General features: G+C 62.6%; 11 protein-coding genes and 1 pseudogene. 9 read left to right on the top strand and 3 right to left on the bottom strand.

Annotated features, from left to right (window positions below):
- Positions 1-27: 27 nt before the first annotated feature.
- The 3 genes from CDV46_RS08880 to CDV46_RS08870 are packed head-to-tail and all read right to left on the bottom strand — an operon-like array spanning position 28 to position 4,778.
- On the bottom strand, positions 28-1,575 hold the full coding sequence (locus tag CDV46_RS08880) for a SpoVR family protein (RefSeq protein ID WP_087722347.1): 1,548 nt from the start codon (positions 1,573-1,575) through the stop codon (positions 28-30).
- A gap of 2 nt (positions 1,576-1,577) precedes the next feature.
- Complete coding sequence (locus CDV46_RS08875; protein ID WP_087722346.1) at positions 1,578-2,840, bottom strand: YeaH/YhbH family protein; 1,263 nt, start codon at positions 2,838-2,840, stop codon at positions 1,578-1,580.
- Positions 2,841-2,855: 15 nt separating this feature from the next.
- A complete protein-coding gene (locus CDV46_RS08870; RefSeq protein ID WP_058376101.1) occupies positions 2,856-4,778 on the bottom strand; it encodes a PrkA family serine protein kinase in 1,923 nt (640 codons plus the stop codon).
- A gap of 1,139 nt (positions 4,779-5,917) precedes the next feature.
- Here CDV46_RS08870 and CDV46_RS08865 point away from each other — a divergent pair.
- The 9 genes and pseudogenes from CDV46_RS08865 (at position 5,918) to lnt (ending at position 15,066) form a co-directional block, all read left to right on the top strand.
- Positions 5,918-6,682 (top strand): metal ABC transporter ATP-binding protein, encoded by a 765-nt coding sequence (locus CDV46_RS08865; protein WP_176399039.1) that lies wholly within the window; start codon positions 5,918-5,920, stop codon positions 6,680-6,682.
- Positions 6,672-7,550, top strand: a complete 879-nt coding sequence (locus CDV46_RS08860; protein WP_170935823.1) for a metal ABC transporter permease — start codon at positions 6,672-6,674, stop codon at positions 7,548-7,550. Before CDV46_RS08865 ends, CDV46_RS08860 begins: the two co-directional genes overlap by 11 nt.
- 11 nt (positions 7,551-7,561) lie before the next feature.
- On the top strand, positions 7,562-8,500 hold the full coding sequence (locus CDV46_RS08855) for a metal ABC transporter solute-binding protein, Zn/Mn family (RefSeq protein WP_087686433.1): 939 nt from the start codon (positions 7,562-7,564) through the stop codon (positions 8,498-8,500).
- Positions 8,501-8,799: 299 nt separating this feature from the next.
- Positions 8,800-10,143 (top strand): tRNA (N6-isopentenyl adenosine(37)-C2)-methylthiotransferase MiaB, encoded by a 1,344-nt coding sequence (miaB, locus tag CDV46_RS08850; RefSeq protein ID WP_087686432.1) that lies wholly within the window; start codon positions 8,800-8,802, stop codon positions 10,141-10,143.
- A gap of 37 nt (positions 10,144-10,180) precedes the next feature.
- Positions 10,181-11,251 (top strand): PhoH family protein, encoded by a 1,071-nt coding sequence (locus CDV46_RS08845; RefSeq protein ID WP_087686431.1) that lies wholly within the window; start codon positions 10,181-10,183, stop codon positions 11,249-11,251.
- Positions 11,248-11,712 (top strand): annotated as a pseudogene (gene ybeY, locus CDV46_RS08840) (rRNA maturation RNase YbeY); the annotation flags it as partial. The gene CDV46_RS08845 and the pseudogene ybeY, both read left to right, overlap by 4 nt.
- A gap of 132 nt (positions 11,713-11,844) precedes the next feature.
- A complete protein-coding gene (locus tag CDV46_RS08835; RefSeq protein ID WP_087686429.1) occupies positions 11,845-12,543 on the top strand; it encodes a gamma-glutamylcyclotransferase in 699 nt (232 codons plus the stop codon).
- A gap of 78 nt (positions 12,544-12,621) precedes the next feature.
- Positions 12,622-13,497, top strand: a complete 876-nt coding sequence (locus CDV46_RS08830; protein WP_087686428.1) for an HlyC/CorC family transporter — start codon at positions 12,622-12,624, stop codon at positions 13,495-13,497.
- A gap of 21 nt (positions 13,498-13,518) precedes the next feature.
- Positions 13,519-15,066, top strand: coding sequence for an apolipoprotein N-acyltransferase (lnt, locus tag CDV46_RS08825; RefSeq protein ID WP_254915976.1), 1,548 nt, complete (start codon positions 13,519-13,521; stop codon positions 15,064-15,066).
- Positions 15,067-15,113 lie beyond the last annotated feature (47 nt).

The following is a 15,113-nucleotide window of genomic DNA, read 5'->3' as shown; positions in this document are numbered from 1 at the left end:
CGCACTCATGCGCCGCTCATCCGGCACTCACGCTGCGCTCAGCGAATAACGCCGGCGCTTTTCGACCTTGGTCTCGTGGGTCATCTCGCTGCGGCCGTCTTCGAACACGGTCTCCAGTCGCACCGTAAATCCCCACAGCCGTGCCACGTGCTTGAGCACCTCTTCGAAACCTTCGTCTAGCGGCTTTCGGTCACTTTGCACATGCCGCAGCGTGAGCGAGCGGTCGCCGTGCAAATCGACATGCGAGACCTGAATATTCGGTTCCAGCGTGCTGAGGTTGTACTGCTGCGCGAGCATCTCGCGAATCTCGCGATAGCCGTTGTCGTTGTGAATGGCCGTCACGCGCAAGCGGCTATCGCGGTCATCGTCGAGCACGGAAAAGAGCTTCAGATCGCGAATGACCTTCGGCGAGAGGAACTGCTGGATGAAGCTCTCGTCCTTGAAGTTGCGCATTGCGAAGTCGAGCGTCTTGATCCAGTCGCTGCCGGCAATATCCGGCGCCCACAGACGATCCTCTTCTGTCGGCGCTTCACACATGCGCCGGATGTCCTGAAACATCGCGAAACCCAGCGCATACGGATTGAGCCCGCTGTAGTACGGGCTGTCGAACGATGGCTGATAGACCACGTTCGTGTGCGCGTGCAGAAACTCCATCATGAACGCGTCGTTGACGAGTTTCTCTTTGTAGAGCTGCTGGAGAATCGTGTAATGCCAGAACGTCGCCCAGCCTTCGTTCATCACCTTGGTCTGGCGCTGCGGATAGAAATACTGCGCGAGTTTGCGCACGATGCGCACGATCTCCCGTTGCCACGGCGCGAGCTTCGGCGCGTTCTTCTCGAAGAAGTACAGGAGGTTCTCCTGCGGCTCGCCCGGGAAGGCCGGCTCATCCGAGTCGGTCGGGTCGAGCCCGTCGTCTTCGTCGTCATCGTGCAGCACGTGATTGGGCAACGTGCGCCACAGATCGTTGATCTGCAATTGCAGATAGTTTTCGCGCTCTTTCTGGCGGGCCTGTTCCTGCGCGAGCGACAGGCGCTTGGGCCGCTTGTAGCGATCCACGCCGTAATTCATCAGCGCATGGCACGAGTCGAGCAGCAGTTCAACCAACTGCTCGCCGTAGCGTTGCTCGCACTCGCTGATGTAATTGCGCGCAAACAGCAGGTAATCGACGATGGCGTCGGCGTTCGTCCACGTACGGAACAGATAGTTGCCTTTGAAGAACGAGTTATGACCGTAGCTGGCGTGCGCAATGGTGAGCGCCTGCATGGTCATGCTGTTCTCTTCCATCAGATACGCGATACAGGGGCTCGAGTTGATGACGATCTCGTACGCGAGACCCATCTGGCCGCGCTTGTAGCCGCGCTCGGACGACAGGAAGTGCTTGCCGTACGACCAGTGGTGGTAGCCGATGGGCAACCCCACGGTGGCGTAAGCGTCGAGCATCTGCTCGGCGGTGATGATCTCGATCTGGTTCGGATACGTGTCGAGCTTGAAGTTCGCGGCAATGCGCGCGATCTCATGCTCGTAACGTTGAATCAGCTCGAAGGTCCATTCCGATCCGGTCGATATGTAGGCCATAGTCAGGCCGCCTTTTTCTTGAACAAATCGTGCAGCACCGGGTAGATCTCCGCGGCCTCCATGATGCGTTGCATCGCGAAGTTCGAATGCTGCTGCTTGACCGACAGGTACTCGTTCCACAAATTCTGCGGCTCCGCGCTGGCCACTTCGACATACGCGAAGTACTGCACGGCGGGCATGATCGATTGCATCAGAATGTCGCGGCAAATGGGCGAGTCGCCATCCCAGTTGTCGCCGTCCGACACCTGCGCGCCGTAGATATTCCAGTCGCTCGGCGAGTAGCGGTCGGCGATGACTTCCATCATCAGCTTGAGCGCGCTCGACACCACGGTGCCGCCCGATTCCCGCGCGTAGAAGAAGTCGTCCTCGTTGACTTCCTTCGCCGTGGTGTGATGCCGGATCAGCACCAGATCGATGCGCTCATAGTTATGCCGCAGGAACATGTAGAGCAGCATGAAGAAGCGCTTGGCCAGATCCTTGCGGCTCTGGTCCATCGAGCCCGACACGTCCATCAGACAGAACATGACGGCCTGCGCCTGCGGACGCGGTTGCATGACGCGGTTCGAATAGCGCAGATCGAGCTTCTCGATGTACGGAATCGCTTCGACGCGCGTGCGCAGGTGCGTGATCTCGTGCGCGAGGGCGATGGCGCGTGGCGAGGTATCGCCTTCGCGCGCCACGACATCGGCGTACTCGTTCTCGAGCTCTCGCAACTGCTTGCGATACGGCGCGGTGAGCGCGATGCGGCGGCCCAGCGAGCTGCGCATCGTGCGGATGACGTTCAGATTCGACGGCGTGCCGTCGATGGAATAACCCGCCCGCACCTTGCGAAACTCGGGAATCTGCGCGAGCCGGCGTTTGGCGAGGTCAGGCAGGGCCATGTCCTCGAAGAAGAATTTCAGGAACTCCTCGCGCGAGAGGTTGAAGACGAAATCGTCTTCGCCCTCGCCCGAATCGCTGGCACGGCTGCCGCCGCCACCGGCGCCCGACGGCGGACGCTCGAAGTTATCGCCCACCACGAACTCGCGGTTGCCGGGATGTACCATCTCCCGCCGCCCGCCGGGCCCGTGGTGGAACAAGGGCTCAGAGATGTCCTTGACCGGGATCGAGACCTGTCCGCTGCCATCGATATCGGTGATCTTGCGCCCAGACACCGCCTTCGCTACCGCGCGCCGAATCTGATCGCGGTAGCGCTTGATGAAGCGTTGCTGGTTGATGGCGCTTTTGTTCTTACCGTTTTGCCGTCTGTCGATGATCGCTGACATAGTGGCCCCGAGTGGTTACGAGGATTTGCGCACGCGCAGGTACCATTCCACGAGCAGGCGAACCTGCTTCGGGGTATAGCCTTTTTCCACCATCCGGTTGACGAAGTTGGCGTGCTTTTCCTGATCCTCTTTGGACGACTTCGCATTGAAGGAGATCACCGGCAGCAAGTCCTCGGTCGTGGAGAACATGCGCTTCTCGATGACGGCCCGCAGCTTCTCGTAACTTGTCCAGAGCGGATTCTTGCCCGCGTTGTTGGCGCGCGCGCGCAGGACAAAGTTGACGATCTCGTTGCGGAAGTCCTTCGGGTTCGTGATGCCGGCCGGCTTCTCGACTTTCTCCAGTTCATCGTTGAGCGCCGTGCGATCGAGAATTTCGCCGGTATTCGGATCGCGATACTCCTGATCCTGAATCCAGAGATCTGCAAAATTCACATAGCGGTCGAAGATGTTCTGACCGTACTCGGAGTACGACTCCAGGTACGCGGTCTGAATTTCCTTGCCGATGAACTCGACGAACGGTGCGGTCAGATACTCCTTGATGTAGGAGAGATAGCGCTTCTCGACTTCGCCCGCATACTGCTCGCGCTCGATCTGTTGTTCGAGCACATACAGCATGTGCACCGGGTTGGCCGCGACTTCGGTGTTATCGAAGTTGAACACCTTCGAGAGCACCTTGAAGGCGAAACGCGTCGACATGCCGGTCATGCCTTCGTCCACCCCGGCGTAGTCGCGATACTCCTGATACGACTTGGCCTTCGGGTCGATGTCCTTGAGGTTCTCGCCGTCGTAGACGCGCACCTTGGAGAAGACGTTGGAATTCTCGGGCTCTTTCAGACGCGTGAGCACGGCGAACTGCGCGAGCATCTTGAGCACGTTCGGGGCGCGCGGCGCATTGGCGAGCGAGCTGTTCTTCACGAGCTTCTCGTAGATCTTCACCTCGTCGGTCACGCGCAGGCAGTACGGCACCTTCACGATATAGATCCGGTCGAGGAAAGCCTCGTTATTGCGGTTGCCCTTGAAGCTCTGCCATTCCGCTTCGTTCGAGTGGGCGAGCACGATGCCGTCGAACGGAATCGCACCGAACCCTTCCGTGCCCTTGTAGTTGCCTTCCTGCGTTGCGGTCAGCAACGGGTGCAGCACCTTGATCGGGGCCTTGAACATTTCGACGAATTCGAGCAGACCGCGATTGGCCAGACAGAGGCCGCCGGAATACGAGTAGGCATCCGGATCGTCCTGCGGGAATTCTTCGAGCTTTCGGATATCGACTTTGCCGACCAGCGACGAGATGTCCTGATTGTTCTCGTCACCCGGTTCGGTCTTGGCGATGGCGATCTGTTGCAGCACCGACGGACGCAGCTTCACCACGCGGAACTTGGTGATGTCGCCGTTGAATTCGTTCAGGCGCTTGGTCGCCCACGGCGAAGGAATCGTCGTGAGATACCGAATCGGGATACCGAAGTCCTCTTCAAGAATCTTGCCGTCTTCCTCGGGCGAGAACAGGCCCAGAGGCGACTCGTGCACCGGCGATCCCTTCAGGCAGTAGATGGGCACTTCTTCCATCAATACCTTCAGCTTCTCGGCCAGCGACGATTTGCCGCCGCCCGGAGGCCCGAGCAGATACAGGATCTGCTTGCGTTCTTCGAGCCCCTGCGCGGCGTGTTTGAAGAACGAGACGATTTGCTCGATGGTGTCTTCCATGCCGTAAAAGTCACGGAAGGCCGGATAGATCTTGATGATCTTGTTCGAGAAGAGCCGCGAGAGTCGCGGGTCATGGTGCGTATCGATGAGCTCGGGCTCACCAATGGCGCGCAGCATTCGTTCGGCCGCCGACGCATACGCGGTCGAGTCCTTCTTACAGATCTCCAGATACTCCTGGATGCTGTACTCCTCTTCCTTGCGTGCGTCGAAACGTGTCGTGTAGTGGCTGAAAATATCCATATGCCTCACCCCCGCTTCATCGGAAAACACCGCAACGCGATGCCCGCTCTGTTGCCTAAGACCCGGATGACTGCGCAATGGTTTCGACCTGGCTCACTGCATGCCGGAGCGACGTTCGCGAAACCTTTCGCACTGTCCCCTCCCTCACATGAACGACTCAAAATCGGTTTAGGTTGACTTTAAACTTGTCACTAGAAAAAGCAACCGTTAACTCATCATATGCACAAACAAAAAAACTGTCGCTAGATATTTTCCGCAGCGCTAAGCATCCTCGATAACCCGCAGCCCGTAAGGGTTTCCGAGAAATCTACGCATTGCGCATGCTCGTTGAAATACATCAAAATTCGAGCGAATTCTCACGCGCATCGACACGCATTGCGCACTCGGGTTTGCCTGCATTCGCAACACATCGTAATGTGTCGCTAATTATTAAGTAATCCTATTTATTCGATAGCGTTAAACAGGAAATGTCTGCACGGCGCGTGCGATGTTTTTTTGGAAAAAAGAGTGGGCGGCCCGACGACGTCGACGAAAACGAAGACGTGGGCGCGAGACGAGTAGCGATCCGGCAGAAGCCGCGCGACTGCGCAAGCCGCGAAGGTCACACGCACTGCATGCGCCACTGGCATGAAGTCGTGACCGGAAAGCCGACGACGATCAGATGATTGAACGGGCGAACCTCCTCAGGCAGGGCCGGCATGCCGCGTCGCGCGAAGGTCGCTGCGCCGCATCATGTCGCCGTCTCATCAATGCCTTGCATATTGCCGAACTCTGGAATGAAGCGAACACCATGCCAGTCGATTCAGCGTGAAGTCATGTTACGCCGGTTCGCAAAAACGTGCTGCGGCGATATGTAACCCGTTGTGTCACACCGACGTCCCGACACCCTGACCGGCTGACGCCCTCACCACCTTCGACACCGTCCAAGCCCGCGACGTGCCTGACGAATCATGTAATAATGCAACTTTGTTGCATTTATTACACAGTTGCAATCTGTGTGATGTCCGCCCTATCCGCGCCATGATTCGCTTTTCCGTTTGGCTCTATCGCCTCGCCGGCTGGCAGCGCACCGCACTGACCCTGCTGGTGCTCTTGCCGCTATGGGCGCTCGTCCTCTGGGCACTCCAGGGAGTCGCCTCGTGATCGGCTGCCGTAATCTCTCGGTCCGTTTCGGCCCCAATGTCGCGCTCGAAGGCGTGGACGCGACGTTCGCCCCGGGCGTGCTGTCGGCCGTCGTGGGCCCGAACGGCGGCGGCAAGACCACGCTGCTGCGCGTGCTCGCCGGCCTCCAGAAGGCGACCACCGGCAATGTCCTCTGCGACGAACCTGTCGCCTATCTCTCGCAACGCCCCGAGACCGACCATCGCTTCCCCATGTGCGTGGAAGAATACGTGCTCACCGGCACGTGGCGCCGCACCGGCGACGCCCGCCGGCTCGGCCGCGACGAGTTCGCGCGGGCTCACGAGGCGCTGACTCGCGTCGGTCTGGCCGACAAACGTGCTCAGCCGCTGGAAGTCCTGTCAGGCGGTCAATGGCAGCGAGCCCGCTTCGCCCGCCTGATCGTCGAAGACGCACCGATCGTTTTGCTGGATGAACCCCTCACCGGCATCGATGTGCCCTCTGCGGAACTGTTGCTGGCCTTGCTGGATCAATGGCGCAACGAGGGTCGCACGGTGGTGACGGTGCTGCACGATCTGCCGCTGGTGCTGGAGCGCTTTGCTTATGTCGCCGTGATGGCCGGCAAGCTGGTTGCTGCCGGTCGTCCGGCCGACTGTTTACATAGTGGCTTCCCGTCGGCAGGCGGCGTATTCGGCATGGGTGGCGTTGGTGGCAGCGCGCACGTCGGCTTATCCGATGCCGGCGGCTACACGACCTTTACCGCAGGAGACCGTCATGGCGCTTGAGTCACTGGGCGCCGTGGGCAACCTGATCCATCTGCTGATCGGCCCGTTTGCGGAATTCGATTTCATGCGGCACGCCCTGGTCGGCAGTCTGGCGCTGTCGATCGGCTGTACGCCCGTGGGGGTGTTCCTGCTGCTTCGCCGCATGAGCCTGATGGGCGATTCGCTCTCGCACGCCGTGTTGCCGGGCGCCGCCGTGGGGTATCTGATCGGCGGACTGTCGCTGCCATGGATGGCGGGCGGCGGCATGGTCGCCGGTCTGCTCGTCGCGTTGCTGGCCGGTGTGTCGAGCCGCCGCACGCGTCTGGATGAGGGCGCGTCGTTCGCCGGCTTCTATTTGCTGGCGCTGGCGGGCGGCGTGGTGATCGTCTCGAAATGGGGCAACAGCGTCGACCTGATGCACCTGCTGTTCGGCTCGGTGCTCGCCGTGGACGACCCGTCGCTGATTCTCGTGGCCGCGATCGCGACCGTGACGCTGGTGTGGTTTGGCTGGCATTATCGCGGCCTCGTGCTCGACAGCGCCGATCCGGCGTTTCTCGGCCACGGGCACGGCAAAGCCGTGCTGCGCTACCACCTCGGCTTTACGGTGCTGACGGTAATGAATCTGGTCGCAGGGTTTCAGGCCATGGGCACGCTCATGGCCGTGGGTCTGATGATGCTGCCGGCGGCCACCGCCCGGCTGGTGGCGAGCACGCTGCCGGGCATGCTGCTCGTGGCGTGGCTGGTCGCCAGCGCGTCGAGCGTCATCGGACTGCTGATTTCGTACTATCTGGCCTGCCCGTCGGGGCCGGCCATCGTTTTGACGGCAGGGATCGCCTATCTTGGTGCGCTCCTTGTCACGCCGGGCCGCACACAGGCTCCGGCGATCTAAGAGAGGAAAACATGTTCGGATTGGGTAAATCGGGCGGTAAATCATGGCCGGGCGCGCGTTTCTTCGCCGCGCTGCTTTCGTCGGTCGCACTTACGCTGGCAGCCGCCGGCCCGGCACAGGCACAAGACACACGTCTGCCGGTCGGTGTGAGCTTCAGCATCCTGTCCGACATCGTGAAGGTGGTGGGTGGTGACCGCGTCGACGTCACAACATTGGTCGGTCCCGATCAGGACACGCACGTCTATGAGCCGACCCCGGCCGACGTCGCCAAACTCTCGGGCACGAAACTGTTCTTTGTGAACGGCCTCGGCTTCGAAGGCTGGCTGCCGCGCCTGATGAAGGCCAGCCACTACCCGGGCACGATCGTGACAGTCACCGACGGGCTCAAGCCCCGGACCATGCGCGACGACGGCAAGGTGGTCACCGACCCGCACATGTTCCAAGACCCGGTGCTGGTGAAGTCGATGGTCGACAAGGTCGCCGCCGCGCTCTCGCAGGCCGATCCGGCCGGGCGCGCCTACTACACTGATCGCGCGAAGAACTATCAGCTCGCCCTCGACGACCTGATCACGTGGGCCCGCAAGCAACTGGCTTCGGTGCCCGCCAACCGCCGCGTGGTGCTGACCTCGCATGACGCCTTCGGCTATCTGGGCGAGCGCTTCGAGATCAAGTTCCTGGCCCCGGAAGGCGTGTCGACGGAAAGCGAAGCCAGCGCACGCGATGTGGCCAACCTGATCCGCATCATCCGCCGCACGGGCATCAAGGCCGTATTCATGGAGAACATCTCGAATCCGCGCCTGATCCAACGCATTGCGCATGACGCGAAGGTGCAGGTCGACGGCAAGCTCTACTCGGATGCGCTCTCGCAAAACCCGGAAGCTTCCACGTATCTTCAGTTGTTCCAGCACAACATCCGCGCCATCGCCGCCGCGATGAAGGACAACCGCTAAGCGCTGCGGGCCTCGCTGCCTCTGGCCGGCCTTCGCCGGCCGGGGCAGCCGTGACGGCCGTGAAAGTCGCGACGCCCCCAGCGTCCACCTGGCGCAATACCCCTGCCGTTCACGCGGTATAATGCGCGCACCACTCACCGGCCCCGCTACGGAGGTCCGGACAGGCCGGCCACGCCGGCTTTTGCGTTTTGGCTGCCGCTTTTTTCTCTGGCCAGCCATCTGTCAGAACCCCGGAAAACCTCCGAAATAACCAAATTACGGACGCCCCCAGGTTAACCACTGCGAACGGCGCACACTCAATGGCAAAGAAGATTTACATCAAGACGTTCGGCTGTCAGATGAACGAGTATGACTCCGACAAGATGGCGGACGTGCTCGGCGCCGCCGAAGGTCTCGAGAAGACTGACACCCCCGAAGACGCTGACGTCATCCTGTTCAACACCTGCTCGGTGCGTGAAAAGGCGCAGGAAAAGGTGTTCTCGGATCTGGGCCGCATGCGCGCCCTCAAGGAAATCAAGCCGGATCTCGTGATCGGCGTCGGCGGCTGCGTCGCCAGTCAGGAAGGCGCCGCCATCGTGCAGCGCGCCCCTTACGTCGACGTCGTGTTCGGCCCGCAAACCCTGCACCGCCTGCCGCAGATGCTCGAAGCGCGCCGCACCACCGGCCGCTCGCAAGTCGACATCTCATTCCCGGAAATCGAGAAGTTCGATCACCTGCCGCCCGCCAAGGTCGACGGTGCCACGGCCTTCGTCTCGATCATGGAAGGCTGCTCCAAATACTGTAGCTACTGCGTCGTGCCGTACACGCGCGGCGACGAAGTCTCGCGCCCGTTTGAAGACGTGCTCACGGAAATTGCCGGTCTGGCCGAGCAAGGCGTGCGCGAAATCACGCTGCTGGGTCAGAACGTGAACGCCTATCGCGGCCTGATGGCCGACGGCGAAATCGCCGACTTCGCCCTGCTGGTCGAGTACGTGGCCGAAGTGCCCGGCATCGAGCGCATTCGCTTCACGACGAGCCATCCGAAGGAATTCACGCAGCGCCTGATCGACATGTACGCGAAGGTGCCCAAGCTCGTGAGCCACCTGCACTTGCCAGTGCAGCACGGCGCCGACCGCGTGCTCTCGGCCATGAAGCGCGGCTACACGGCGCTGGAATACAAGTCGATCATTCGCCGTCTGCGTCAGGTGCGCCCGGACATGTCGATGTCGTCGGACTTCATCGTCGGCTTCCCCGGCGAGACCGAAGAAGATTTCGACAAGCTCATGGCGATGATCCACGAGATCGGCTACGACACGAGCTTCTCGTTCATCTATAGCCCGCGCCCGGGCACGCCCGCCGCCAACCTGCCGGACGAAACGCCGCGTGAAGTGAAGCTGCGCCGCCTGCAACATTTGCAGGCCGTGGTCGAAGAAAACGCCGCGCGCATCAGCCAGCGTATGGTCGGCTCGCGTCAGCGCATTCTGGTCGAAGGCGTCTCGCGCAAAGACCCGAACGAGCTGCAAGGCCGCACGGAGAACAACCGCGTGGTCAACTTCCCGGCTTCCGAGGCACAACGCAGCGCGCTCATCGGCCAGATGACGGACGTCGTGATCACCTTCGCCTACCCGCACTCGCTGCGCGGCGAATTGATCATCACGCACTGATCGCACTGACAGCCCTGACCCATCACACCGGATCATCTTGAAAGCACTCGCCCAAGAATTTACCGCGCCGCGCGACGACAATCGCCGGCTGGCCAACCTCTGCGGCCCGCTCGACGAGAACCTGCGCCAGATTGAACAGGCTCTCGACGTGTCGATTTCCCGCCGGGGTCATCGCTTCACGATTCGCGGCAAGAGTGCCGTCATCGCGACGCAGGCGCTGGAAAGCTTCTACAACCGCGCCACCGAACCGTTGTCGGTCGACGACATTCAGTTGGGTCTGGTGGAAACGCGTCAGGGCCACGAGCCGATCCTGCGCCACGGCGACGACAATCCGTTCGCCACGGGTGACGAGACGGAAACCGGCTCGCCGGTGTTGCACACCCGCCGCACCGACCTGCACGGCCGCACGCCGGCGCAGCGCGATTACCTCAAGCAGATTCTGTCGCACGATGTCACGTTCGGCATCGGACCTGCGGGCACCGGCAAGACGTATCTGGCCGTGGCCTGCGCCGTCGACGCGCTGGAGCGCGACGCGGTCAAGCGCATCGTGCTGACCCGCCCGGCGGTGGAAGCCGGCGAGCGTCTCGGCTTTCTGCCCGGCGATCTCGCGCAGAAGGTCGATCCGTACCTGCGCCCGCTCTACGACGCGCTCTACGATCTGCTCGGCTTCGACAAGACGCAGAAGTATTTCGAGAAGCAGATGATCGAGATTGCGCCGCTCGCCTATATGCGCGGCCGCACCCTCAATCACGCGTTCATCATTCTGGACGAGGCGCAGAACACCACGCCGGAACAGATGAAGATGTTCCTCACGCGGATCGGCTTCGGCAGCAAGGCAGTGGTGACGGGCGACACGACGCAGGTCGACTTGCCGCGTGGCCACAAGAGCGGCCTGAACGAAGCGCAGGTAATCCTGAAGAACGTGCGCGGCATCGCGATGACCCGCTTCACCAGCGTGGACGTGGTGCGTCACCCGCTGGTCGCGCGCATCGTCGATGCGTACGAGGCCCACGCCCAACACGCGGAAGCCGGGCTCGATCTGCCGGCATCGGCCGATCAGGAACCGCGTCAACCCCGTCAGGCGCGTGCGCCGCGAGGCAACGCATGAGCGGTGCCCGCCCACGCCACGCACTGACGCTGACGAGCCAGTTCGTGCTCGGGCGCGACTTCGCCGCCCATAAGGCAGTGCTCTCGCGCGCCAACCTGCGCCGCTGGGTGCAGGCCGCGCAACTGGCCGACGCCGAGCTGACGCTGCGCTTTGTCGACGCCGACGAAGGTCAGGAACTGAATCGCAGCTATCGCGGCAAGGACTACGCGACCAATGTGCTGACGTTCGCGTACGCGCAGGACGAGAGCGACCCGGTCACGGGCGACATCGTGCTGTGCTGCCCGGTGGTGGAGCGCGAGGCAAACGAGCAGGGCCTGACGCTCGAAGCCCATTACGCGCATCTGATCGTGCACGGCGTACTGCACGCGCAAGGCTACGATCACGAGGAAGACGACGAGGCCGAGGAAATGGAAGCGCTGGAGACGGAGATTCTCGCCGGCCTCGGCTACGCCGATCCTTATGCGTCGGAGAAGACCGCCGCACCGCGCAAGACGGCCAAGGCCACCAAGGCCCCAAAAGCCACGCCGGCCGCTGCCAAGACCACCCCGCCGGCCAAATCGCGCCGCGCCTGAACCGCCGATCGCATAGACAGCATGGACCGCATCCCAGACCACCCGACCGCCCCCGAATCCCCTCAGGCCAGCGTGTCGAGCGGCCCCGGATGCACCCAGTACCCGCCCGACCTCGGCATCGCCCGCCATCTGAGCCCCGAAGAGCTGTCGCGCTCGCTCGACGCCGCCCTCGCCGGCTGGAACGGCAAGCAGGACCTCTGGATCTTCGCTTACGGCTCGCTGATCTGGAACCCGGGTGTGCCGATGGAAGAAAGCCTGCACGCCCGCGTGTTCGGCTATCACCGGGGCCTTTATCTGTGGTCGCGCGTCAATCGCGGCACGCCGGAGCATCCCGGCCTCGTGCTCGCGCTCGACCGGGGCGGCTCATGTGCCGGCGTGGCATTGCGCCTCTCGGCCGCCACGGCACGCGCACACCTCGAATCGCTCTGGCATCGTGAAATGGCGATGGGCTCGTACCGTCCGGCGTGGCTGCACTGCGCGCTCGCCGATGGCCGCACGACACCCGCGCTCGCTTTCGTGATGCGCCGCGACGTGAAAAGTTATGCCGGCCGTCTGCCCGACAACATCGTGCGCAAGGTCTTCGATCAGGCTCAGGGACGCTACGGCACCACCCACGATTACGTGGCCCGCACGGTCAAGGCACTGCGCGAAGCGGGCATGCCCGACCCTGCGCTCGAAGCCGTGCTGCACCGCTGCGGTGCACCGACCGGCCAGCGCTGACACGGCAATGGCGTGCATCTGGTGTATCCTTTAGCTTCCTGAAACAGCTCGGCGTCCGCCCAACTTGGACGCGCCGTCATGAACGACCCTTATCCCAGTCGACCCGGTCAAAAAAAGCCCGAAAAACCTCGCTCTCTGCTCGAACGCCTCACCGATCTGATTTCCCCGGAGCCGGAGTCGCGCGCAGAGTTGCTCGAAATTCTGCAAGACGCTCACGCCCGCAACCTGATGGACGCCGATTCTCTGGCGATGATCGAGGGCGTGTTCCAGGTGGCCGATCTGTGCGCACGCGACATCATGGTGCCCCGCGCCCAGATGGACGCCATCAACATCGAACAGACTCCCGAAGAATTCATGCCGTTCGCACTGGAACAGGCGCACTCGCGCTACCCGGTGTACGAAGGCAATCGCGACAACATCATCGGCATTCTGCTCGCGAAGGATCTGCTTCGTTTCTACGCGAATCACGACTTCGATGTGCGCGACATGCTGCGCCCGGCGGTGTTCATCCCCGAGTCGAAGCGCCTGAACGTGTTGCTGCATGACTTTCGCGTGAACCGCAACCACATCGCCATCGTCGTCGACGAATACGGCGGCGTGGCCGGTCTCATCACCATCGAAGACGTGCTCGAACAGATCGTCGGCGACATCGAAGACGAGTACGACTTCGACGAAGAAGAAGACAACATCATCGCCGCGCCCGACGGCAGTTATCGCATTCGCGCGCTCACCGAAATCGAGCAGTTCAACGACGCCTTCGGCACCCAGTTCGTCGATGCCGAAAACGACACGATCGGCGGTATGATCACGCACCAGTTCGGTCGTGTGCCGCGTCGTGGCGAACGTCTGCGCGTCGGCAATCTCGTGTTCGAAGTGCTGCGTGCCGACGGCCGCCAGATCCATATGCTGCTCTTGCGGCGCGTGGAACCGGCACCCGTCGTTCAGCCTGACTAACTTCAACGATCCATGCAGGAAATGACCGTCCACGCGCCCGAGCGGCGCTCGTGGCCGGCCTGGCGCGCGCGTGCGCTCGCCGGTCTGGCCGGTATTGCTCAGACGCTGGCTTTCGCACCCCGCGATGTCTGGTGGCTGCAACTGCTGGCCATGGCCGGCCTGTTCGCGCTAGTCGAGCGCAGCCCGTCGCGGCGCGATGCGTTGTGGCTCGGCGGGTGCTTCGGCGTGGCGTCGTTCGTGTCCGGCATCTGGTGGCTCTACATCAGCATGCACACGTACGGTGGCATGCCCGGCGTGATGGCCGGTGCCGCCGTCGTGCTGTTCTCGCTCTATCTGGCGATCTACCCCGCGCTCGCGACCTTCGTCACGCGTTGGGTACCGGCTACGGGCCCGTGGCGCACCTTCGCGTTTGCCGGCGCCTGGACGCTCGCCGAATGGCTGCGCGGCACCGTCTTCACCGGTTTCCCGTGGCTCTCGCCCGGTTATGCCCACGTCGATGGCCCGCTGGCCGGCTTCGCGCCGCTGCTGGGCGTATACGGCATCGGTGGTCTCGCCGCACTGGCCGCCGCGTGGTTCGCCCGCGCGGTGTTGCCGCTGAACATGGCGACGCGCCCGGCACGCCGCGTGTTCGCCGTCGCGGGCGTGCTCGTGCTGCTCGCCATCGGCGCCGGCCTCACCCGTCACGCTTGGACCACGCCGACAGGCCAGCCGCTCACGGTGCGGCTGCTGCAAGGCAATATCCCGCAGGACATGAAGTTCGAGCGCGCCGGCATCGATCACGCGATGGCGCTCTATCGCGACATGATCACGGCAGCGCCGGCCGACCTGATCATTACGCCGGAAACGGCCTTCCCGGTGCTGCTGCAAGGGATTCCTCCGGAAATCGCTGCGCCCATTCGCGAATTTGCGGATCGTACCGGCTCGCACGTCGTGCTCGGCGCCGTGGGCGCGACGCTGACGCCGCAAGGCCCGACGGATTTGACCAACAGCCTGTTCGGCGTCACGCCGCGCGACCAGACGTTGCATCGCTACGACAAACACCATCTCGTGCCATTCGGTGAGTTCGTGCCGTGGGGCTTCCGGTGGTTCGTCGACATGATGCATATCCCGCTGGGCGACTTCCTGCGCGGCTCGGCAACGCCGACCGGCTTCCCGGTGCGCGATCAGCGTGTGGCGCTCGACATCTGCTACGAAGACTTGTTCGGCGAAGAGATCGCTCAGGCGCTGCGCAACATGCCGGAACCCGCAACGGTGCTCGCCAACTCGACCAATCTGGCGTGGTTCGGCGACACCATCGCGCTGGACCAGCATCTGCAAATCGCCCGCATGCGTACGCTCGAAACCGGACGTCCGATGCTGCGCGCGACCAACACCGGCACGACGGCCATCATCGATGCACAGGGTCACGTGCAGGGCCGCCTGCCGGCGATGACCGTCGGTGCACTCACCGGCAAGGTGCAGCCCTATACGGGCCTCACGCCTTATGTGCGTTTCGGCAATGTGCCAGCGCTGCTGCTGGCGCTGGCCGCCCTCGGACTCGGCCTGATCGCCGGACGCCGCACGCGCTAAGTCCGTCACACAAATGCGCCACGCTTGACGGGCGCTGCGGCACGGCC

The organism is Pandoraea sp. PE-S2T-3 (assembly GCF_002179965.1).
Taxonomy (GTDB): Bacteria; Pseudomonadota; Gammaproteobacteria; order Burkholderiales; family Burkholderiaceae; genus Pandoraea.
The sequence above is the reverse complement of the archived record's forward strand: the minus strand, read 5'-3'. Positions and strand labels throughout refer to the sequence as shown.